Raw genomic sequence first — 22,193 nt, 5'->3', positions numbered from 1 at the left:
ACATGAATTTCGCCAAAACGTTAGCTACCCTGACAGGCATACTACTGTTTTTGGGCTGCCAACCCCAGCCCGAGGAGGAAGTTATTCCTGTGCCATTCCCAGTCACGGCCTATGATGCCGGAATGACCGTCAGTGGTATGCGACACCCGGAATGGGGACTGACCGGCGATTCTCTTCCCGTTTTCAGTTGGCAGGTGCCTGTAGAATCCAATACGCAGAGTGCTTACCAGGTATGGGTCGCTTCTTCGGAGCCCGAATTATCCCGGCAAAATGGTGACTTGTGGGATAGTGGCAAGGTTAAAAGCCCCGCCTCAACGAATATTGTCTATGCCGGCAAACCACTCTTACCAGGCCAAACCTACTATTGGCAGATGAGGTTGTGGGATGTGGCAGGAATTCCAACCGAATATTCCCCGGTCCAACGCTTTACCATGGGCGATTACGGCTCCACCAGCTATGAGGGGCTGCGCATTAGACTCAACGCTCCTGTCGAATTGCAAGCGATTGAGTCGGACCATTATTTCATTGATTTCGGCAAAGATGCCTTCGGCACCCTGGCTTTGTATTATCCGGTGGAGGAGAACGACACGCTGACCATCAGACTGGGTGAAAAGCTGGATAAAAGCGGTCGCATTGACCGTGAGCCACCCGGCAGTGTCCGCTATCAGCTGATTCAGTTGCCGGTAGGTAAACCCACCTCCAATTTCATCCTTCAACTGCCTCCGGATCCGCGGAACACCGGCACTCATGCCATCCACCTTCCTGATTCCGTTGGTGTTGTCATGCCTTTCCGGTATGTGGAAATTGAAAACTGCAAGATACCTATCCTGCCCCATATGGTCCGGCAGCGTGCTGTTTACTACGACTTTGACCCAGCCAGCAGCAGTTTTAAAAGTTCGGATACGACGCTGAACAAAGTTTGGGACCTCTGCAAGTATACCATTGAGGGTACGTCATTTGCAGGCATCTATGTAGATGGGGACCGCGAGCGCATCCCTTACGAAGCTGACGCCTACATCAACCAACTTTCGCACTACCAGGTAGATCGTGAATATTCACTGGCACGACTTACGATTGCGTATTTGATGGACCATCCTACCTGGCCCACCGAATGGCAATTGCACATGGCGATGATGGTTTATGAAGATTACATGTACACAGGCAACACCCGGTTGATCCTTCGCTACTATGATGAGCTCAAAAAGAAATGCCTGGTGGATCTGGCGGGTCCGGATGGATTGATTTCCAGTCAGTCGCCTCAGGTTAACGGCACATTTATGGCATCCCTGGGTTTTGAAGATACGACCATGCGCCTGCAGGATATCGTTGACTGGCCTCCTGCACAGAAAGATACCGACTGGCCATTAGCCAAGACTCAGGGAGAACGTGATGGATATGACATGGTGCCCGTAAACACGGTAGTCAATGCTTTCTATTTCCGGAATCTGGAGATCCTGGAAATATTCGCCCGGGTATTGGGTAAATCGGAAGAAGCAGAACAATTCCATGACCGGGTAGTACAAGTGCGCTTTGCGATCAACTCCAATCTTTTTGATACCCTTCGCGGGGTATATGTTGACGGCGCCGGATCACATCATGCTTCCCTGCACAGCAATATGATGCCCCTGGCATTTGGCCTGGTTCCTGCAGAACACATTGCTTCCGTGGTCAATTTCATTAAGAAAAGGGGGCTGGCCTGCAGCGTATACGGAGCGCAATATTTACTCGAAGGACTCTACCAGGCAGATGAGGATCAGTATGCGTTGAATATCATGCGCAACACATCGGATCGGGGTTGGTGGCATATGACCCAATTGGGTTCAACCATGACTCTGGAAGCCTGGGACCTGAAATACAAGCCTAATGCCGACTGGAACCATGCCTGGGGGACGGCTCCAGCTAACATCATTGCCCGGTATATGTGGGGCATACGGCCGGAGACTCCCGGATTTGAAACGGTCCGGATCGAGCCCAGGATGAGCGACCTCACTACCAGTATCATCGAGGTACCAACGTCTCGTGGCACGGTGAAAGCATCCTTTGCCAGACATCAAAATGGCAAAACCTATGTCATTTCCATACCCGCCAACACCAAAGGTTTATTCGTGGTCAGTGAGAACGTTGAAAGCATATCGGTAGATAATCAGAAGGTATCACCACCCAAGATATCCCTAACGAGCGGGGTGCATAAAATTGATGTTAATTTTTAATCCGGTTGCCAGTCTCAGCTTTTGGCTACAAATCGCTTAATGTCTACGCTGCTCAGGATAATCAGGCCAAAGATAAAGTACAGTGCCAGCACCAGTACACTGTTGCGCATACCTCCGGTAATCTGTTCGACAAAGCCGAAACTGAAGGTCCCGAGGACGATAGCTATTTTCTCCAGGACATCGTAAAAGCTGAAATAGGAGTTCAGGTCACCTTCATTGTCATCGATCATCTTGGAGTAGGTTGAGCGACTCAGGGACTGGATTCCTCCCATAACCATACCGACGGCGGCGGCAACCGCGTAAAATTGGACCTTCTCCTGTACAAAATAAGCTACGATGCAAATTGAAATCCACAATATCAACATGGTGCTCAAAGCCAGTTTATTCCCAACCCGGTCGGACATAAAGGCAAAGAGGTACGCCCCGCCGATTGCCACCAGTTGCAGTATCAGGATAATAATGATCAGATCCTGGGAACCGAACTGCAGCTCTTTTTCTGCGAATGTGGCAGCCATATAGAGTACGGTCTGCACGCCGGCGCTGTAGCAGAAGAAGGCAAAGAGAAACCGCTTGATGTATTTCTGGTGCCGTAAGCGCTTCCAAACGTCCCGAATTTGCCGAAAGCCATGCTGCAGCAGCTGACCGATCTGTCCTGATGGCTGATCCATCGGCAAGCGCCGAAAGGTAATCTGGGAAAAACCCAACCACCACAAGCCAACCATAACGAAGGAGATACGTGGTGCCAGGCTGCCTTCCGGAAGCCCGAACCATTCCGGCTTGATGATCATCAGCAAATTGACGATTAAAAGCAGGACAGACCCAATGTAGCCATAGGCAAAGCCCTGGGCACTGACGTCATCGTAGCGATCTTCACTGGCGATCACCGGCAGATATGCATTGTAAAAAACCAGCGCTCCGGCAAACCCGATCGTGGCCATGATAAAAAAGGTGGTGCCCCACCACAGCTGATCCATACCCTGAAAGAAAAATAACATGATGCAGGATGTAGAACCCAGGTAGGTGAAAAATTTCAGGAATCGCTTTCTCCGCCCGCTGTAGTCGGCAATCCCGGATAACAGTGGGTTCAGAAAGGCAATGCACAAATACGCGACTGAGATGGCATAGGCGTACAGCGAGCTGTTGCTGATGGATTGATGGCCAATGGATAATTCACTTTGGGTCACCTGCAGGTAGTAAGCCGGAAAGATCGCAGCGGTGATCACCAGCGCGTAGGCAGAATTAGCCCAATCGAAAAATGCCCATCCGCGGATGACCCGCTTATCATTGAGTTGTACCACCTGAGAATTCTCCATATGCCTCTGGTCGAATCCATTAGGGAACCGGCCATGCCAAAGCTAGCATCTAGAATCTAATATCTGAAATCTATTAACCAGATGCTTATCTTAGACGCCGATGAATATCTTGATCCTATCCCGAAATCCGGCATTGTATTCGACGCACAGCCTGCTGGTAGCTGGTCGGAAACGGGGCCATTTCATCCGAGTGGTCGATCACCTCTTTTGTGACCTGATCATCGAAGACGGCAGTCCCCAGGTTTATTACAACAATGCGCCGCTCCGTAATTTTGATGCCATCATTCCCCGCATCGGAAGCACGGCAACCGATTATGGTGCAGCGATCATCCGGCAGTTTGAGATGAAGAAGGTATTCACCACGGTTGGGTCGGATGCACTCCTGAAGGCCCGCGACAAGCTGATCTGCCTCCAGTTGCTGGCAGGAGCTGGCATTCCTATCCCAAAGACCTTACTTACCAACAATATGGTGATGCTGCCATACCTGCTGGAACATCTGGGAAAGCATCCCCTTATTGTCAAGATGCAAAATTCAACACAGGGTATCGGCGTCATTAAGACCGAGAATGCAATCAACACCGAAACCATCGTGGAAGCGTTGAATAAATTAAGGGAAAAGATCATCATCCAGGAATTCATCAAAGAAGCAAAAGGTGAGGACATCCGTGTTTTTATTGTTGATGGCGAGGTTGTTGCAACCATGCGCAGACAAGCCCGGGAGGGTGAGTTCCGCTCCAACCTGCACCGCGGCGCCACCAGTCAGATCATACACATCGAACCGGAAGAAGCGGTATTAGCCCTTCGTGCGGTCGAGATCCTGGGATTGAAGGTGGCTGGAGTCGACATCCTTCGTTCGCAGCGTGGTCCGCTCATCCTGGAGGTCAATGCCAGTCCGGGGCTCGAAGGCATTGAAGGCACGACCGGTATAGACATCGCGAATGAAATCATTCTTTTTGTTGAGCGGGAAGTGAGGAGGCAAACGGCGCTGCACTAATCATATCGTGGAAACCTAACACCCATGTGGAAAGAGAACAATGCTGATTACGGAGTCATCACTTTAAATAAACAAACCATCGTACCGGGTGAGTCCAAACTCATCAGCCTGACGGTTGCGCGGTTACCTTCCGGCACTCAGATTTCCATCAAAGCACATGTGTACCGAAGTGAAAAACCGGGCCCTACCGTACTGGTTATGGGCGGCCTCCATGGCGACGAAATCAATGGCATTGAGATCGTGCGCCGGGTCGTTTTTGACAAAATCCTGGCAAAACCGCTTCGAGGTACCATCATCGCCATCCCTGTCCTCAATGTCTATGGGTTCATCAATTTCTCGCGTGATGTACCGGATGGAAAGGATGTCAACCGTGCGTTTCCCGGTATCAGCAGTGGATCGCTGGCTTCCCGGGTAGCCGCAACGCTTACTAAAAATGTCCTCCCTCTGATCGACGTGGGCATGGACTTTCATACCGGTGGACGCACGCTCTATAATTACCCTCAGGTAAGGTATTCGACCAAAGATCCCAATGCTTTTGAGATCGCCAAAGTATTCGCCCCGCCTTTCATCATCCAAAAGCCATTGATCTCAAAATCACTGCGCAAAACAAGTTTCGAGATGGGGAAGACCATCCTCGTTTATGAAGGAGGCGAAGCATTAAGGCTGGACGGCCTTGCTATTCAGAAAGGCATGGAAGGCATGCAGCGGGTACTTCAACGCCTGGAAATGATCGGAACAGCACCGGAAACCACACACGACATCATCCATGTTATCCGGGCGAGCTGGTCACGCGCTTCGCAATCCGGCCTGTTTATGTGGACCCAATCCTCCGGCTGCGAAGTACGAAAACAAGAACCGCTTGGTTTTTTAAGGGACAAAGATGGCTTGGAAGAGGTGCTCCTGAGGGCCAACAAAAGCGGGTACATCATTGGACATAACAACACTCCGGTGGTCCATCAGGGCGACGCCCTGTTCCACATCGGCCACGAGTGGGAGAAGATCAATCCGGACAAGCCATGATGGCGACATTCCGCAATAGCTGGCACGAGCAATAGATTTCACCGGATATAAGATTGCCTTACGGCGACAGGGATCTGAAAAAAACCGTTAATTTCGTCCATTAATGAACGCTTTCATGAAGCTCTGGCCGTTATTCCTCATTCTTATCATTTCCTCCTGCCACAACCGCGTGCAGGAGCAGTCCGAACCTACGGAAACGGTCCAAGATGATTCGGTATCACCGGTAGAGGCTTCCACCGAAAAGATCCTGGGTTACTTTGCAGAATCCAGTCGACTGGCCTGGCAAAAACCCGGTAAAGTACTCGATTTTTTGGGTGATATTGATGGTAAGGTCATCGCCGATATCGGAGCAGGTTCCGGATTCTTCACGTTACTGATTCCGGCTCGCGGGGCGAAAGTGATTGCCATAGATATTGATCCGGCTGCCCTGGCTACCATCGATGAGCTGATCAACCTCCCCAACTACGATTCCACCCTGAGAAAACAAATCGACATGCGGCTGGCTAAGCCGGATAACCCTAATCTTGAAACGGATGAGGTTGACGACATCCTGATCGTCAATACGATAGCTTACTTACCTGACCGCCTGGAATACCTCAAGCACTTACGCACAGCTTTAAAGCCCAACGGTACTATCCTGATCGTAGATTACAAGATGAAACGAATTCCGCTCCCGGTGCCACGGAATGAAAGGGTACCATTATACCAGATAGAAGATGACTTGTATGCCGCGGGGTACACGGATATATCCGTGGATGAATGCTTTCTCGACTACCAGTATATCATCCGGGCGCACAACCCGGCTGAGGGCTTGAATCAATAATCAGGAAACGATTAGCTTTTGCCGTTCAGGTCCGGTGGAAATGTATTTGATCGGTGTCTTGAGCTCTTGTTCCAGAAAGAGCAGGTATTCCTGCAAGGCTGCCGGTAATTGATCCCGTTCGGTACAGGACGCCGTATCCTCCAGCCAACCTGGAAATTCACGATACGTCAGGGGCACGCCATCCACCATCTCGAACGGAATGGCATCTGTATCCTTGCCATTAATCTGGTAGTGTGTCGCAGCCTTCAGTGTATTAAAGGAGTTCAGCACATCCACTTTGGTGATGGCTATTTCATCGACACCATTCAGCATGATGGTGTATTTCAGCTGAGGCAGGTCGATCCACCCACAACGGCGGGGACGTCCGGTGGTAGCGCCAAATTCATGGCCGGCTTCACGCAGTGCCTCACCTTCTTCCCCGTGCAATTCGGACGGGAAAGGCCCGGAACCTACACGGGTACAGTACGCCTTGGTGATGCCGATAACTTTGCCTACGCGCTTGGGAGCCACGCCCAGGCCGGTGCACAGGCCGGCTGTGATGGTATTGGAAGAAGTCACATAGGGATAGGTGCCAAAGTCAATGTCCAGCATGCTTCCCTGAGCACCTTCTGCGAGCAGGCGTTTGCCGGCATCCAGGGCCTGGTTTACAAAATATTCGCCATCCACATGCTGCAGACTGCGTAAGCACTCCAGGCTCGCATACCATTTGGTCTCCTCCGCTTCCAGATTGAACTCGATGGCTGGGTACATGGATGCCAGATGAAGATGCTTTTCTTTGAGCGCCCGATATTTATCCATAAAATCCGGAGCGAACACATCACCAACCCGCAGACCATTGCGACCGGTCTTATCCATGTAGGTCGGACCGATGCCACGAAGGGTTGAACCAATTTTTGCTGCTCCTTTTGATGCTTCCGAGGCCGCATCCAATAACCGATGTGTAGGCAGGATAAGGTGCGCTTTATGAGCTACGAACAACCGGTCCAAAAAGGACAATCCGGTAGATTGCAATTCCGCTATCTCCCGTTCCAGTGTGATGGGATCGATGACAACACCATTGCCGATCAGGTTCTGGAGATCAGACCGGAAGATCCCGGAAGGGATGGTGTGCAGGACAAATTTTTTTCCATCAAACTTAAGGGTGTGGCCGGCGTTAGGACCACCCTGAAACCGGCAAACCATGTCGTATTGCGTAGCCAGGTAGTCAACGATCTTTCCTTTCCCCTCGTCTCCCCACTGCAATCCGACAATTACATCAATTTTCATCGAGTTGTGTGTTTTAAAGAGCCAAAGATACTCTTTTCTACCCGAGAAATCGGCATACCCTCCTGAATTGCGGGGAGGAATAAATCTTTGGAAATGTTCACCCTACCGTAATCCTTTGACCCATGGATGCGCTATATAAATGCAATGCTCCGGATTCTCACCTGCGCTACTCCCGGGGCCTGAAGGTGGCCATACGATTGATTTTCTTTTGCTTGGCGGAACTAGCTCCGGGACGTGTTGTACGCCGGGGTTGAAGATTTTTCCTCGGCGGTCTTTTGCTGCGGGAAGCAACCGGTTGGGTCGACACCGGGCTGGTCGCCAGGTATTCACTGCCTTCGTGGTCTGTGCGTGTCGCTTCATTCAGTTCCCTGGCAATCTTATATTCCAATCCGCGAATGATCTTTTTCTCCGCTACATTATGATAACCGTTATGGAGTTTATGCTCAAAATCGCGGTCTTCTTCACGGGCATTGCGGATTCGTTTTTCTGCGTGCCCCAGTTCATGAGCCAATCCTAATGCAGGTGTCTGCCTCCCTCCGTTCTTAACTTTGAGTGCAGATCGCGGATGCCAGATCACTGTAAGGTCGTCCGGAGAGAATTCGACACCGGCCAAATCCCTGGTCTCTTCAATGCGGATGGTATGCGATGACTTTTTCAGGGTGCTTATCAATCTGTTGCCGGTGGGGCTATTTTGCAGATAGCGGAAGGCACGGCGGACATCATTTTTAAAAGAAGCACTGCTTTTGCTGGCAATGACGATCAGATTGCCGTCGGGATCGGAATATTTCAAAGGGTTGTTCGCCACGTAAGCATAAGGACTCAGTGAAGGATACTCGCCAGCCGCAGGGTCCGGGCTTTGCCACATGGACATACGCGGATCGTAATAGCGGGCGCCAAAATAATACATGCCCGTTTCGGCGTCCCGCTCTTTACCACCAAAGAGATAATCGGGTACATGGTCATCAAACTTTTCATCCTGAAGAATCTCACCGAAAGGCAAATAGGTCACGTGGCGGATCACCTCTCCGGCGTGATTAGTCACATAGGTTACATTTCCCTGCGCATCACTGAGGTAATAAAAATCCAATATTTCCTTAGCCAGCGCGTCCCCAGTGAATCCATATCCTGGCTCTGATTGAATGGTGTCGGCGGCATTGATCCACACCGGCGGCCCCGGAGGCCCGGTCGTATCCGGGGGGCCAATAGGCAAATTCCAGTTAGCCGGAGGTATCTGCCAGGGTTGACCTCCCTGTCCCCCGGGCAGAGGGTTTCCGTTCACATCCGGATTGGCATAATAACCATAAAGGGTGGGTGGCCCGGGAGGAATGCCCAGGTCGTGGTAATATTGATCAAGACCTTGCTGAAGAGCTACCATCCGTTTTTGATAATCAATATTACCTGCTGAGATGCCGCCATAGGTGGGTAACAAGTCGTGGACAAACTTACCGGTGCCCTGCTTGCTTAAAAAGCGTACATCGTCGATATAATAATGTTTGATAAATCGATCCTCACGAATGGTCAGGTAAGGGCTTACATAAGCAGTGAAATTATCGGAATGATTGACAAACCCCACGGTCTCACCATCCAGGAAGATGCCCTGACTTCCGCCACTGCTCTTAATAGCACGCTGACTTTCTGCATCATAGGTATACCTGCTCATTTCACCGTTGTCGGAGACCCCGGTAAGCCGGTTTTCTTCATCCCAGATCATTTGACGGTTATCAAAGACAACCGTAGCCGACTGATCTGCCAGATTCCCATTGGCATCGTACTGAAGTAGTTTTTCATTGATCCGGTCGGGAGCATGGCGGTTGCCGTAAGCGAAGGTCCAGTCCAGGCTCCGGCCTTCTTCCAATTTTCCGTCAAGCAGGATCCTCTGTTGCTTTTGTCTAATATTCGCAGCATGATTGTAAGCCATATCCAGATCAAAAGCATGTTGTTGATTTCCTGCATTGCTTCCCTTTGCCTGGGTCAACCGATGCAGCCGATCGTAACCATAATCGGCTGTGAATGAAGAGTTTCGGGAGGCATCTCCCAGGTTGGTCTGATCAGATATCCCGGTCACATTACTCTCCGGGTCATAATCGTAACCGGATGTCATAAATTCTCCCTTCAGGGACCCTGCAGTGATGCTATTAACACGCCGCCGTGTCACGTCATAGGTGGTGGACTGGTGGACATCATTGCCAAACCGAATGAAGGTGCGGTCACCAAAGGCATCATATCCTATTTGAGTCAGATAGTCATAACGGTATCCAAGTTTTTCTCCGTACATCTTTGTCAGCATACCACCACCATTGTAGGCATAAGTCACCTTTTCTGCGTCAGGATATTGCATGACGAGCGTTCGGCCCCAGGTGTCGCTGGTACTTGTTGATATATAAGTTGCAATATGTGTTGCATTGATCAGCATGGTCCTGATCTCTTTATCAATATTGCCCAATGCATCGAAAGTCCACTCCCTGCCTCCCGAAGCATCTTCTACGAACCAAACCCTGCCAGCACGGTAGTTATCGGCATCGGGTTTACCATAATGGTAATAAACATTGTTCTCGATGTGCTTGGGATAGGTAATTTGTGTAAGCCTTTCGTGATCGTAGTCGTAACGGATCGCTCCATCATCCGGAATATTTTGCTCCAGTGAAGCCGTGGTACGGGAGATTAAATTACCGGCGAGATCGTATCTATCAATGGTAGTTCCTTCATCACTGTTCTCCTTTTTCAGCAACTGGCCAAATCGATCGTAGCGATAGGTGGTCATAACGCCCTGATCATCTTCGGTGCTTAATAGTTCTCCCAGCGCATTGTACGTAAATGATGTCCAGACTTCCCCATTTTCCGTCTCATCCATCGCGGCAGACTGCCGGTCACGTACATCCCAGTAGGTATGGCGCCGGCTACCCAGCGCATCGGTCAGGGTGAGATGAATCGATGGTTCCATCTGATAATCAGGAGCTATGTCATAGTGCATGGAAAGGACCGTACCATCAGGCCGTGTTTCATTAACCGTGCGGTCCAGGACATCGTACATGATCCGGGTGGGTGCCGTACTGGCTTTCTCACTATTATAAACACCTGCATTGGAGAGCGATTCGGTAACCGGGTAATAACTGGCAACTGCCCGCCCCAGATCATCGTACTCCACCTTACCCGAAACCTGAAGAACATCTTTATCCGCCAACCCATCCCCCTGAAACAAAGCCAACGTATGTTTGGTCTGGATATCCCTGTTTAACCCGTCTACAAATAATACGGACAGGATGTCCGACTCCCGGGTCGCATCCCAGGAATAAGTCTCTGCATAAGCCACCGGAGCATCCAGATGATATTGATAACGCTGCGAAAAAGGCTTATCTGCAGCCAGTTCAAACGGGCTGGTAATCGAACTCACACGTCCGAATTCATCGAACAAATAACGCACCTGCTGCCCATTCATGTCCGAACGTAACGTAAGCTCACCGAAACGTGGGTCGTATTCATAGGCGGAATGATTTCCGTAGCTGTCTCTGACTTCCTGCAGGTAGGTATGCAGGTCAGCGTCCCACTGATAAGTAAAGGACAGTCGGTCGCCATGGAGATTCTCGGGCCGGATAGCCTCTATGAGATTGCCATATTTGTCGAAAGCATACGTGTTCACAGCTACCGAATCCTGACTCAGGTAATCCCTGGTCTCTGTAATGTTACCGGCGTCATCCACGGAGACGGTACGTCGTCTGAGCCATCCGTTGTCATCTGTCAGGAGGATCTCTTCCGGTACCGAATAAATGTGCTGGTCATCCAGGTTGTGATAACTGGTGGTCGTGGTAAGTACATCCTCCGGATTCCCATTGCCGTAGTCCCGCTCCAGGATCTGATTTCCGTGTACATCATAGTCAAAATCCATCCGGTGTTCCAGTCCCGGTGTCTCCTGTCCTTCGTAATACCCGGTCGATTGAGAAACCAGTGCCGGAAAATAGGTTGCATTCTCCAGGCTTTCCAGGCTGACAGGAACCACCGTTCCCAGATCCGGATACCTGAGCTCGTAGGTATACTGATCCCGGACATAAAGGCGATGATTGCCGTCCATGACCGACTCCGACAGTTTAAGCCCTTTTCTGTAGTACGAAGTAACATCGTAGGTGGTCTCTACGGTCCGGTAGACGGAATCTGCACTCCAATCATTCATCTGTACCTTGCCAAAACCGTAAAACATCCGTTCACGTCGGTCGTAATAACCCTGTGAATAGGAATAGCTTGTGTGGATGGTATCGGCGCCATCGCCCCCCACCCCGTCTGTCTGCCGCACATCCGAGAGCACCCATTGACCATATGGTAATCCATAGGTATTCCCTGCGACTGCATAGTCCAGGATAAGTGCACCTCCCAATGGGTTTTCGACAGTTTTTAGCCGGTTTGTTCTTCCCAGGGTGGATGGCGCAACATCCAGGTCACCGTCATTTTCCGTGGCAACCAGGTAGTCGGCATAGCCATCGCCATTGATATCTTCAAGCAGGGTCTGTCCACGGCTGACACCCTGGCCTGTGAAAAATCCGGGATTAATACAGATGCGGATACCAATGAATACGATTTCTATGCATGCCGTGAAAGCCGTGTTGACGGATTCACCGGTGGCTGACGAGGTCTCCAATCCGGCTATGCCTTCCCAGGATTGCGCCGGGCCAAAACCACTGCCCGTGTTCATCCTGACCCGGAAAGGATCTGTTCCAACCACCCAATCGGGCAGACCATCGCCATTCAGGTCTTCCAGTCCGGCAGTGGTCCAGATATCCGTTCTCGATAACGAAGTACCGGCTACGATACTGCCATTACTATAGTTGACACCCAGGCCTGCGCCGTAGTCCGAGCTCTTACCTTCTCGAATGGTCGAGAATCCCCAGTTTTCTGCAGATGCAAACCGGTACCCGAGATTTAAGGCAACGCGGCCATCCTGATATACTTTATCCACCAGTCCATCACCATTCATATCCAGCCAGCTGTGTTCCGCATGGTCGTCATCGGTGGTAAAATTGCCGCTGATACCGATGGCTTCCGCTGCTGTTTTTGCCGCCGAACGCGCCCGTTTACCAGAAGTGCCTGTCCGGGATTTAACTCTGGCAGCACGCGATATTCCTCCGGCGGCTTCTCCCGAATTGGAGGTGCTGGAATAGATAAAACCACCTCCCAGTGTGGCTCCCAGGGAATTGGACTTTGCCAGATGGATCCCCAGGTCATAGGGAACTCCGTTCGACTCCCAGCCTCCCAATGGTGTGCTGTACTGAATCATATCCTTAGTAACAATGTCCGGATACCGGTCTCCATTCATATCCAGCACATCCAGCAATGTCTCTGTCTCGCTCCAGGAAGTACCGGCAGATCCATTCACCACTCCTACCCCACCGCCCACGGCAACACTATGCATGGTATTTTTAAAGCGACGGGCCGGAGCGGCCAACCCTTCACCATTAGAGGCCGGAGCCGTCACGATCAGATCATCCTCACCCAGCCGCGAACTGCTGATGCTGTTAGCCAGGACATAGGTCAGGTTGTCGTAGCCCTTCCAGGATTGTGAAAGCACATCGGGTACCAGGATGATCAAGGCCGCTTCTTTGGCATTGAATAAGTCACCCAGAGATTCAGGGTCTTCCAGGTCGATCTCTGATGTATCTACCTGCATCATCTTGTCATCCAGCTTGAGGTCGGATTCCACGATCGGGCTATTGGCCCGGTTACCATTACCATAATACGCAAACTGACCCCAACCGCGATACAATGGTCCAAATAAGGACTGCTGTACGCGGGAAGTGGTGAACAGTCCGGGCCGGATCGCAGTCGTGATCTGGTTGAGTTGAATGGTGGCCTGCAGGCCTTTAAATGCGTAAGCCATCACCGGATTGGTCGTATGGATTTCGATCCATAAACTGTCCCCGCTAACCACCGGTGCCGATAAAGAGAGCCCCTGAGCTGCAGCGCCATTGCGGATGGATATTGTCTTCCTCCCAACCAGCGTATGCAGTGATTTGACCGAAAGGGTAATCTCTCCACTGAGCGTGTCGGCAATGCCAGGTAATGAAACCGATACATCCAGGGTACCGGTGTTTGCCGCCTGCCAGATGGCGGCGGGCCGAAGCGGATTGTTGAACATGGAATAATCCACTACCGGATAAAAGTCAAAGAGCGGCTGACCATTGGTACCGATCACCTGCTGGCTATCGGCCTGGGTATAATAAATACGCGGCTTCCAATCCAGCGCTCTCCAGTCCACCTGCGTAGACGTTAAGAGGCGAAAATAAAATACATCGGCATCCCTGACCGGTAGGCCTGAAATTGCAATGTCCGTGCTTATCACACTATCCGAACGCAATAGGCGGTCCAGGACATAAATGGTATCCGCACCATCCACTCTTAAGATCTGTAAACGAAGGTCATCGGTCAACCGGCCTTTTGTGAATGTGCCTTCAATAGACACCTGCCCGTCAAGCGGCATATGCAGGGATTGCATTGCGGTCAGGAGAAAATCGGAAGATGCCTGGTACGTTTTCCTTGATTTCCCGTTGGCGGTAAGGGTATCTCCGGAAATACTTTCGTAGGTAATACGAGGATCCCAGATCACCTGATCGTAGGCGCCGTCGAAAACCGACTGTACGCGGAAATAAATACGATCCCCTTTATTTACACGGAAATATTGAACATTGCCAGGATTTTTAATGCCATAATCATCACCCATTATCCGCGAAGACCATAACTCGCTGCCCTGCTTCTGTATCGAGACCCGTACGCCGTCCTTATGGGTATAATCTGCTGCTGCAGGATCTTCCAGCAAATGGACCGGTGCATCTATGCTAACGTAACCCGTATCCGGTGCCTGCCACATCCTGACGACATCATGCAGTGGAAAATCAGTCATTTTTTGCAGCAGCTCACTCGTATCCTCAGCAAAAAGGTTAGGATCTGGCGGCGAAGCTGGTGTAACCGGATTGGGGGTTGGATTGCTACTACGGGTAAATTCCGGCTCACCGGCAGCATTGATGTGATTAAAATAAACGATCCCATCCTTTGCAATGTCAACCAGGTCATCACCATTGAAGTCCGTAAAGTAGGTAGTAGCCCGGGTCGTGGTATTCGTATGCTCGTAACCACCAAATACAAAACCAACATGGCCTTCCGCACCTATGCTGGTGCTGGATGCTTTGGTTGCGGAAAAACCGGAAATACCCCGGATGGGTCGTTCAGGCCCAAATGAATTGTCTTGCCGGACCTGATTACTCCGGTAGTACAAAGCACCTTGCCTGGTATACACTTTATCTGGCAATCCGTCACCGTCGATATCCACCAATGCAAGTAATCCCTGCGACTGGGAGCTGGCATAAGCAAAGCTGCCACCAGCTGAGTTGATCTTACTGGTGGGATCTCCGATTGGACCTACGGTGACAACCGTTCCTCCCCCAATGTTGTTTGAGGCATCGCCACCCAGCACAGTAATCTCTCCATCAAATCCCGGGATCGGGTTTACAATCTTGCCCCGTACCTTGTCGTAAGGTACATCCCAGCTGACGGTCGGCAAATAAGGCTGAAAATCCTGGTTTAACTTGCTTTCGTCGTAATAGGTGAAGTGGTGCCGGTAAAAAAGATTACCCTGCCCGTCGTATTGGGCAATGGAGGCGAGCAAAGTCTTCTCAAACGCGCCAACTTGGTAGTCCAAACGATAAGAACGTATCGTCTCATCATTAAAGGTTATATCTATACGCCGCAGCAGATCCCCGCATACCTCTTTAAATCCCAATCGCCCCAGGATCATTTTGTCCGGCCGTGACGACTCACCCAACTCCTTGTCGCGAAAGAACATGACCTGGAATGGACCAGAGGTGTCGGCAAAACCGGTATAATCAATGCGTTCCGGATACAGGTATCGTCCGGCGACGGTGCCACCAGCCACCCCGACATCGGAAACCTGCTGATAGACAAAACGGATGGTATTGCCGTCTGCGTCCCGGATCTCCTGCAGTGCCCAGCGCACTATCCTGCCCAGATCATCGGCCAGGGAAGCATCCCCATCCGGGCCACCGTATCTGTACCGGTTCCCATCATTATCCCATACCTCCCACCAATAGTTATTCGGTTGATTGCCGTGACGGATGATCCGCAGGAAATCTGTCTCTACCCGGGGATGAAAGATCTTCTCTGCTGATCTGGGTTGAAGCTCTCCGCGATGCGTCACCGGAGTTAACTGCTCTCCATTGAATAAATACGTTTCAGTCTCTTTCAGGATGTCGAACCGGGGTGTACCCCAACGGGTGTCTATTTCGATGGCCGGGATGGCGAGATCCCATCCCCAGCCCAGCCAACCATTCTGGAGGTCGCTGCTGTAGGTGATATTCAGATCAGGGGTCATATCCTTCCGGCCCGGAGGGAGCGTTATTGGAAAATGCAAACTGGCCGTTCCTTGTGCGTCAACATCCGGATAACCGATCAATTCAATCGCTGCAGCAGGGTCCGCCTGTGTTTCCAGGGAGAATTCCTGAGGATCCAGGAGCTCTGGTTCCATGGATTGAGCCGTTCCCAATAGTGGACTGATAAGCATCCCAGATGCGGCCATCCATTGCCAGTACTTCTTCATCATTGCACGATTAACTTACTGACCAATTCTTTTTGCCCCTGCCGGATGCTCACCACAAACCAACCGGGCTGTTTAATACCCGGCTGGATGCGGTAAGTGCCTGGCTTAAGCAATTCTTGACGGTAGATCACTTGCCCGGAGGGTGAAACCACCCGGAGGTGAGCTGCCTCTGTATTTTTCCATACCAACCGGAATGCACCGCCGGGAGCGATCAGGTTTGGATACAATGCAATGGGTTCAGTCTTTGCAGCATTCAGGACTATAAATGATAGTTCGGTCAAACAACCAGCTTCCCGGGTCAATAAAGTGTAATGGCCTGGGAAGTCGACCTGAAGATGATTGCCGGAATGCATCGAACCATCCGGCAGGATCCAGGTATATTCTGCTTCCGGAGAACCGGGATCAGCCTTTAGGTCGAGATCTTTTCCATCCAGTAAATAGGATTCTTCTCCGGATACCGTGTTTTGTGTCTTCCCATTGGCAAGTACCAGTTGCTGCCTATATCGTCTACCCTCAGCATCTTCGATCGCAAGCCAGTAAATACCAGGATCCCGGGCCTGATCTGCCCAAAAATTCTTATTGATCGTTGCTTCAGTCCGGACACCGCCTTCCTGTTCCAATGTAATCCGGTAGGGAGCTTTACCTCCCACTACCCGAACCGACAGGATTCCGGGAGACAATGCTCCGCATTGGGGTGCATCCCACCAGGTTTTAAAGAACAAGGGAGGCCCCTGCATCAGGGAGAACAACCATTTTGCTTTCTGCTGAGGGTCAGGCATATCACTTTCCATTAATTTGCCTGATTTCACCTCCAATGAGCTGGCCCTCCATCCTTCCGGGGTGAAACGGGTATTTCCGGAGGTGTCCATCACCAGCCAATACTGGTTGCCAGGCATAGGAGGTGGTAATAACTCAGGATCCCAGTAAACAGAAATTCCTTTCAAGCCTTCAACCACACCGGTCCATTGACCACACCAGGTCCTTTGCAACATGGAAATCTCTGCCGTACTTTCTTCCCATAAGACAGGTTGATCATCATCTCCCCAGGTGAAAAAGGTACGATCCGGAAGGGTACTGGAATTGGTGGCATTGCTTATTGCCAGCCTGCCAGCAGAAACAATGGGCAATCCGGGGAGCAGGCTTGACGTTGCCTGCATTGTGCGCAATGCGGATTTATCATCACGCCCAATACCGGCTATCCGGTGTCCATAGCCTGCCATGCTCCGGGCGCCCCAGATCACCGAGCCATCGGCATCCAGGTAGTTTTTAGGAGTGGATTGATCTAAGGTCAGGCCATATTTTATTGCCAGGTATGAATCAATTTTTTGCCGCTCCGTGGGAGAAAGCACCCGGTTGAAGAGGAGCCATTCTCCCAGTTTCCCGTTGTAGGCATCGACGGGTATGGAAGGATTGGCAGGCCTCGAGCCCAGCCAGAGGATAAATTTATCCTGTGTGGTGTCCAAATCACTTTTAAAGCAGGACTGGATGACCGGTCCCGATGACCGTGATACGGGATAATTAAAGAAATAACGATCACTCAAATCGGCCACCCTGTAGTTGGTATTGATTAAGTCCGCCTGTGTATCACGACCTAAACTCCAGATGCTTTGCTCCGTCGATAAACGTGTGTCAGAGACCGAAAAAATCGTTAACGCAGGAAGTGAAACATCCGTCAATGGCAGCCGGAATGGCTGATTCTTCATCGGTACTATCACGGGCTGGTAATTAAGCCAGCTCAAAGAATCTCCGGGATGCCTGGCCACAAGGACCCCGTTACCATCTGCCCAGACGGCCTGACCATTCCGGATTTCCGGACGCAACCATAGCTGGACTCCTTCCACACCGCCAGGATTCGGGTTTTGCAGGTACCCGGTGTATGGCATAAAACAGAGGCAAAAAAGAATTATTCTCCGAAGATCCATTTCTGCCGGTTATTGGTTGAATGGAATGGCGTATCCAAGCGTAATCATAAAGGCCATGTTACGGTTAGGATTCTCAATGAAATTGTATCCATTGGCCTGTGTTTCGATGACATCGGAAAGACCAAGCTGGTAGCGGCCTTCCAAAAGAAAATTCTGCCATTCAATGCCCAGCCCAAGAGCAATGGAAAATGCCGGTTTCCCCTTGAGTACCTCCCTTAAGTTCTGCTGGATCTGGAGGTCCTGACCGATGACCTCCGAATTAGAGGTGTACCGGATGGAATTGCTGGTGATGTTTATGCCAAGCTGCGGACCAACTCCGATATGTACCCCCGCCAGTCCATCTGACAACTGGCTTAAAGGGTATATTTTGAAGTAGGGTACCAGATTGATGTATTGGTAATTAAATGCCATCGTGTAATGCAGACCATTGACATCGTTATAGTTAAAGGTGCCACCGGACATGCTGTAGAGTATTTCGGGCTGTATCGCAACGAATGTATTTTCAAATTGCATATAGAAAAAAAGACCAGCGGTCCCTCCCCATTGGTTTTGCAATTGGGTGGAATACGTTTCTTCCGGAAAGACCGGTCGGATGATGGTGGTTTTGATTTCGTCAATACCTGAATAGGTGACACCACCTTTCAGGCCAAAATAAGAGCCTTCCGCATCGATCAATTGAGCCATAAGGGAACTCGCCGAAAGCATGATCAGGAGGACAAGAAGGTTTTTCATAGAATCCGGTTTACTTGAAGCTATACCGGCATTGAAAGCACAACCGATTGATAATCTGTGCCTAACTTAAGCCAGCAATTGATTCAAAGTTGCATTATTATGCCTGGACATCCAATTTGAAAGGGTAGACAATAGGTAGACAGTCCGTTAAAAAGTTGAAGGTTGAGTGTTGAAGGTTGAATTGATGGGAAGGAATGACAGGAAGGTTGTTCAAGATGAAGTTTCCCGAGCTTTGGATGCCCCCTCCGGGTTGATGCTCTTTTCACACGCACCGGCACATTTACCATAAAGGTTCAGTGCATGATGCGTGACGGAAAAGTGAAGTAGCGAGCCCATCATATCCTTGATCTGCTGTACCCGGGGGTCACAGAACTCGAGGACCTTGCCGCAGTCTACGCAAATGAGATGATCATGTTGCTTAAAACCATAGGATTTCTCATACTGGGTGAGGTTCTTACCAAACTGGTGTTTTTTAACCAGATCGCAGGTCACCAGTAGTTCCAGGGTATTGTATACAGTCGCACGGCTAACCCGGTACTTCTGGGTTTTCATATGGATATACAACGCTTCTGCGTCAAAATGATCGGTGCGCCGGTAGATCTCCTCCAGAATGGCATAACGTTCAGGGGTCTTGCGCAGACCCTGCTGTTCAAGATGGGCTGAGAAGATGTTCTTTACCTCCCGGATGATCTGTTCGATATGCTGTGGATTATCCATTTCAGTTGGTTTCCGAGCGAATGACATTGGAGATGCCCGGCATTTTCTTTAAGGTAATGATGGCGTGATTGACCTGATCGATGTTATTCACGATCACCGAAACCCGTCCTTCGAAAAAGCCTTCACTACCGGTGATAGTAAAGGAACGGATATTTAGTCCTAAAGTTGAAGAGATCAGGTGGGAGATGCGTTCGATAACACCCGGTCCGTCATCGATACCGGTGATAACCAGCTCGACAGTATAGGAGGTGTTTTGAGTGTACACCCATTCCGCCTTGACGATGCGGTAGCCGTAATTGGCCATCAGGTGCATGGCATTCGGACAGGTGGTCCGGTGTATCTTCAGACCATCATTGATGGTGATGTAGCCAAAGATGTCATCACCCATGACCGGTTCGCAGCAGGTGGCAAATTTGTAGTTATAAACTTCTCCGGGCTCACCTTTGATGATCAGTTTAGGTACACCGCGTACTGCTCCGTTCACCTCCCGGGGTTCCGGTGGAGGCGGTATTACGGCCTGCTTGACCGTGACTTCCGGTTTTCGCTGTACCAGTTTTCCTCCCTCGACCTCAAACTGACGCAAATCGTTGAGGTTTATACTCTCGGTGGCGATGGCGAAATACAGGTCCATGCGGGATTTAAAGCCGAAGAATTTGACCAGTAAGTCAAGGTTATCCTCAAACTCCGCTTTCATATTCCGCAGTTTGCGTTCGAGGGCTTCCTTACCGTATTCGCCTTTTTGCCTTTTTTCTTCTTTAAGCGACTGCCGGATCTTGGCTTTTGCCTTTCCGGTGGCCACCAGTTTCAGCCAGTCTTCGGATGGCTTTTGATTTTTACCGGTGATGACCTGCAACTGATCCCCGTTCACCAGTTTGTAACCCATGGGGACCAACTTGTTGTTGACCTTAATGGCTACACAGTGGGACCCGACATCGGAGTGGATACCAAAAGCAAAATCAAGTGCCGTAGCGCCTTTGGGATAGATTTTCATTTCACCCTTTGGCGTATAGACGTAGACTTCTTCATTGAAGAGGCTGGTCTTGAAGTCGTTAATGAACTCCAGCGCATCGGTATGCGGACTATCCAGTATTTCGCGGATGTTATCCAGCCAGCTTTCGTACAGGTTATGCATTTTCTGTACACCCTTGTATTTCCAGTGGGCGGCGAAACCACGCTCGGAAATCTCATCCATTCGCTCCGACCGGATCTGCACTTCCACAAACCTTCCTTTCGGGCCGATCACGGTGGTGTGCAGGGATTCATACCCATTGGATTTGGGAGTGGTTATCCAGTCCTTCAGTCGCTCAGGCACAGGAGTGTGCACATCGGTGACAATGGAATAGACCTGCCAGCAGATGGATTTTTCACGTTCCGGCGAAACATCCACGATGATACGAATGGCGTACAGGTCAAAGATCTCCTCGAAGGGTACCTTTTTCGTCCGGATCTTGTTCAGGATGGACGAGATGGATTTAGGTCGGCCGTTGATGCGGTAGGGAACCTTTAAGGCATCGAGTGCTTTGCGCAACGGTTTGATGAACTCGTTGATGTAACGGTCGCGTTGTTTCTTTGAATCCTCCAGCTTATCAGCGATCTCCTGGTAGATCTCCGGTTCCATAATGCGGAGACAGATATCCTGAAATTCGGTTTTGATGTTATACAACCCCAACCGGTGTGCCAGGGGCGAATAAATGTAGCTGGTCTCGGCCGCAATCTTCAACTGCTTTTGCCGGGGCATTGAGTCAATGGTCCGCAGGTTGTGGAGGCGGTCAGCCATTTTGATCAGCACGACGCGGACATCCTGCACCAATGTACTTACGACCTTCTTGAAGTTTTCGGCTTGCGGGCTCTCCACGTTGTAGAGGCCATCCAGTTTGGTAAGGCCGTCAACGATCATCGCGATCTTGTTGCCAAATTCTTTGCGCACCTCCGGGAGGGAGACTTCGGTATCTTCCACCACATCGTGCAGCAAAGCACAGACGACCGCGGTGGGTCCCAGACCAATCTCTTCTACGCAGATCCGGGCAACTTCGATGGGATGGAGTATATAGGGCTCGCCGGACTTACGCCTCTGACGCGCATGGGCTTCTACAGCCATCTCATAGGCACGGCGGATATCGGCGCGGTCCTCCTGGGTAGCTTTTTTGTTGATGGTACGCAAAAGCTTGCGGTAGGCGCGCTGGATCAACACCCGGTCTGCATCAGTATATAACAATACTTCTTCCATGCTTGGCTACCACCCTTAAGTTCTAAAAAGATACAAAATAGTGATTCCCCTGATTAATGTGCGATTTACCAGGTTCATTCAGGTATTAAACGCATGGACACAACCATCTGTTCCCCGAAGAATGAAAGGAATCCGGATACAAACATTTTATACCCAAAAAAGCCTGATGATGGCACTCAGATATTACAATAATCATCGTATCTTTGCATTCCTTTTGACAAAAGCGGTCGAAAGTACCCTGGTTTAAGGGCCAGGATTGCATAAAAGTCAAAGAACTGCGGGTGTGGCGAAATTGGTAGACGCGCTAGACTTAGGATCTAGTGCCGCAAGGCGTGGGGGTTCGAGTCCCTCCACCCGTACTCAGTTAACATTAAAA

11 protein-coding genes and 1 tRNA gene are annotated in these 22,193 nt (G+C 50.5%); 5 read left to right on the top strand and 7 right to left on the bottom strand.

Translation table 11 applies throughout. The features are described 5' to 3' along the window. The first annotated feature begins 2 nt into the window (after positions 1–2). Positions 3–2,210 carry a family 78 glycoside hydrolase catalytic domain gene (locus H6570_18810; GenBank protein MCB9321337.1) on the top strand — a complete coding sequence of 736 codons (2,208 nt, stop codon included), beginning with the start codon at positions 3–5 and terminating at the stop codon, positions 2,208–2,210. Positions 2,211–2,224: 14 nt separating this feature from the next. Here the strand turns inward: H6570_18810 and H6570_18805 are convergent, their stop codons facing one another. After that, positions 2,225–3,523: an MFS transporter gene (locus H6570_18805; protein ID MCB9321336.1), complete on the bottom strand. Its 1,299-nt coding sequence runs from the start codon at positions 3,521–3,523 to the stop codon at positions 2,225–2,227. Between the two features lie 100 nt (positions 3,524–3,623). On the opposite strand from H6570_18805, the gene H6570_18800 reads away from it, so the two are divergent. The 3 genes from H6570_18800 to H6570_18790 all read left to right on the top strand — a co-directional run bounded on the left by H6570_18800 (position 3,624) and on the right by H6570_18790 (position 6,360). Next, positions 3,624–4,517, top strand: coding sequence for a RimK family alpha-L-glutamate ligase (locus H6570_18800; protein MCB9321335.1), 894 nt, complete (start codon positions 3,624–3,626; stop codon positions 4,515–4,517). A gap of 24 nt (positions 4,518–4,541) precedes the next feature. Beyond that, the gene (locus H6570_18795; protein MCB9321334.1) at positions 4,542–5,537 is read left to right on the top strand and encodes a succinylglutamate desuccinylase/aspartoacylase family protein; all 996 of its coding nucleotides are present in this window, start codon (positions 4,542–4,544) and stop codon (positions 5,535–5,537) included. A gap of 115 nt (positions 5,538–5,652) precedes the next feature. Beyond that, entirely contained in the window at positions 5,653–6,360 is a 708-nt protein-coding gene (locus H6570_18790; GenBank protein ID MCB9321333.1) for a class I SAM-dependent methyltransferase, read from the top strand. On the opposite strand, the gene H6570_18785 is transcribed toward H6570_18790, so the two are convergent. The 6 genes from H6570_18785 to H6570_18760 form a co-directional block, all read right to left on the bottom strand. After that, on the bottom strand, positions 6,361–7,626 hold the full coding sequence (locus H6570_18785) for an adenylosuccinate synthase (GenBank protein MCB9321332.1): 1,266 nt from the start codon (positions 7,624–7,626) through the stop codon (positions 6,361–6,363). A gap of 166 nt (positions 7,627–7,792) precedes the next feature. Then, positions 7,793–16,219 (bottom strand): hypothetical protein, encoded by an 8,427-nt coding sequence (locus H6570_18780; GenBank protein ID MCB9321331.1) that lies wholly within the window; start codon positions 16,217–16,219, stop codon positions 7,793–7,795. Next, positions 16,219–18,102 carry a hypothetical protein gene (locus tag H6570_18775; GenBank protein MCB9321330.1) on the bottom strand — a complete coding sequence of 628 codons (1,884 nt, stop codon included), beginning with the start codon at positions 18,100–18,102 and terminating at the stop codon, positions 16,219–16,221. Before H6570_18775 ends, H6570_18780 begins: the two co-directional genes overlap by 1 nt. A 48-nt stretch (positions 18,103–18,150) precedes the next feature. Further along, the gene (locus tag H6570_18770; GenBank protein ID MCB9321329.1) at positions 18,151–18,873 is read right to left on the bottom strand and encodes a PorT family protein; all 723 of its coding nucleotides are present in this window, start codon (positions 18,871–18,873) and stop codon (positions 18,151–18,153) included. Positions 18,874–19,083: 210 nt separating this feature from the next. Beyond that, positions 19,084–19,590 carry a transcriptional repressor gene (locus H6570_18765; protein ID MCB9321328.1) on the bottom strand — a complete coding sequence of 169 codons (507 nt, stop codon included), beginning with the start codon at positions 19,588–19,590 and terminating at the stop codon, positions 19,084–19,086. Position 19,591: 1 nt separating this feature from the next. After that, positions 19,592–21,817, bottom strand: coding sequence for a bifunctional (p)ppGpp synthetase/guanosine-3',5'-bis(diphosphate) 3'-pyrophosphohydrolase (locus tag H6570_18760; GenBank protein MCB9321327.1), 2,226 nt, complete (start codon positions 21,815–21,817; stop codon positions 19,592–19,594). A 277-nt stretch (positions 21,818–22,094) separates the two neighbouring features. On the opposite strand from H6570_18760, the gene H6570_18755 reads away from it, so the two are divergent. Then, positions 22,095–22,176: transfer RNA gene (locus H6570_18755), tRNA-Leu, on the top strand. The last annotated feature ends 17 nt before the right edge of the window (positions 22,177–22,193 follow it).

Source organism: Lewinellaceae bacterium (assembly GCA_020636135.1).
Classification (GTDB): Bacteria; Bacteroidota; Bacteroidia; order Chitinophagales; family Saprospiraceae; genus JAGQXC01.
This window is presented reverse-complemented; position numbering and strand designations above follow the sequence as displayed.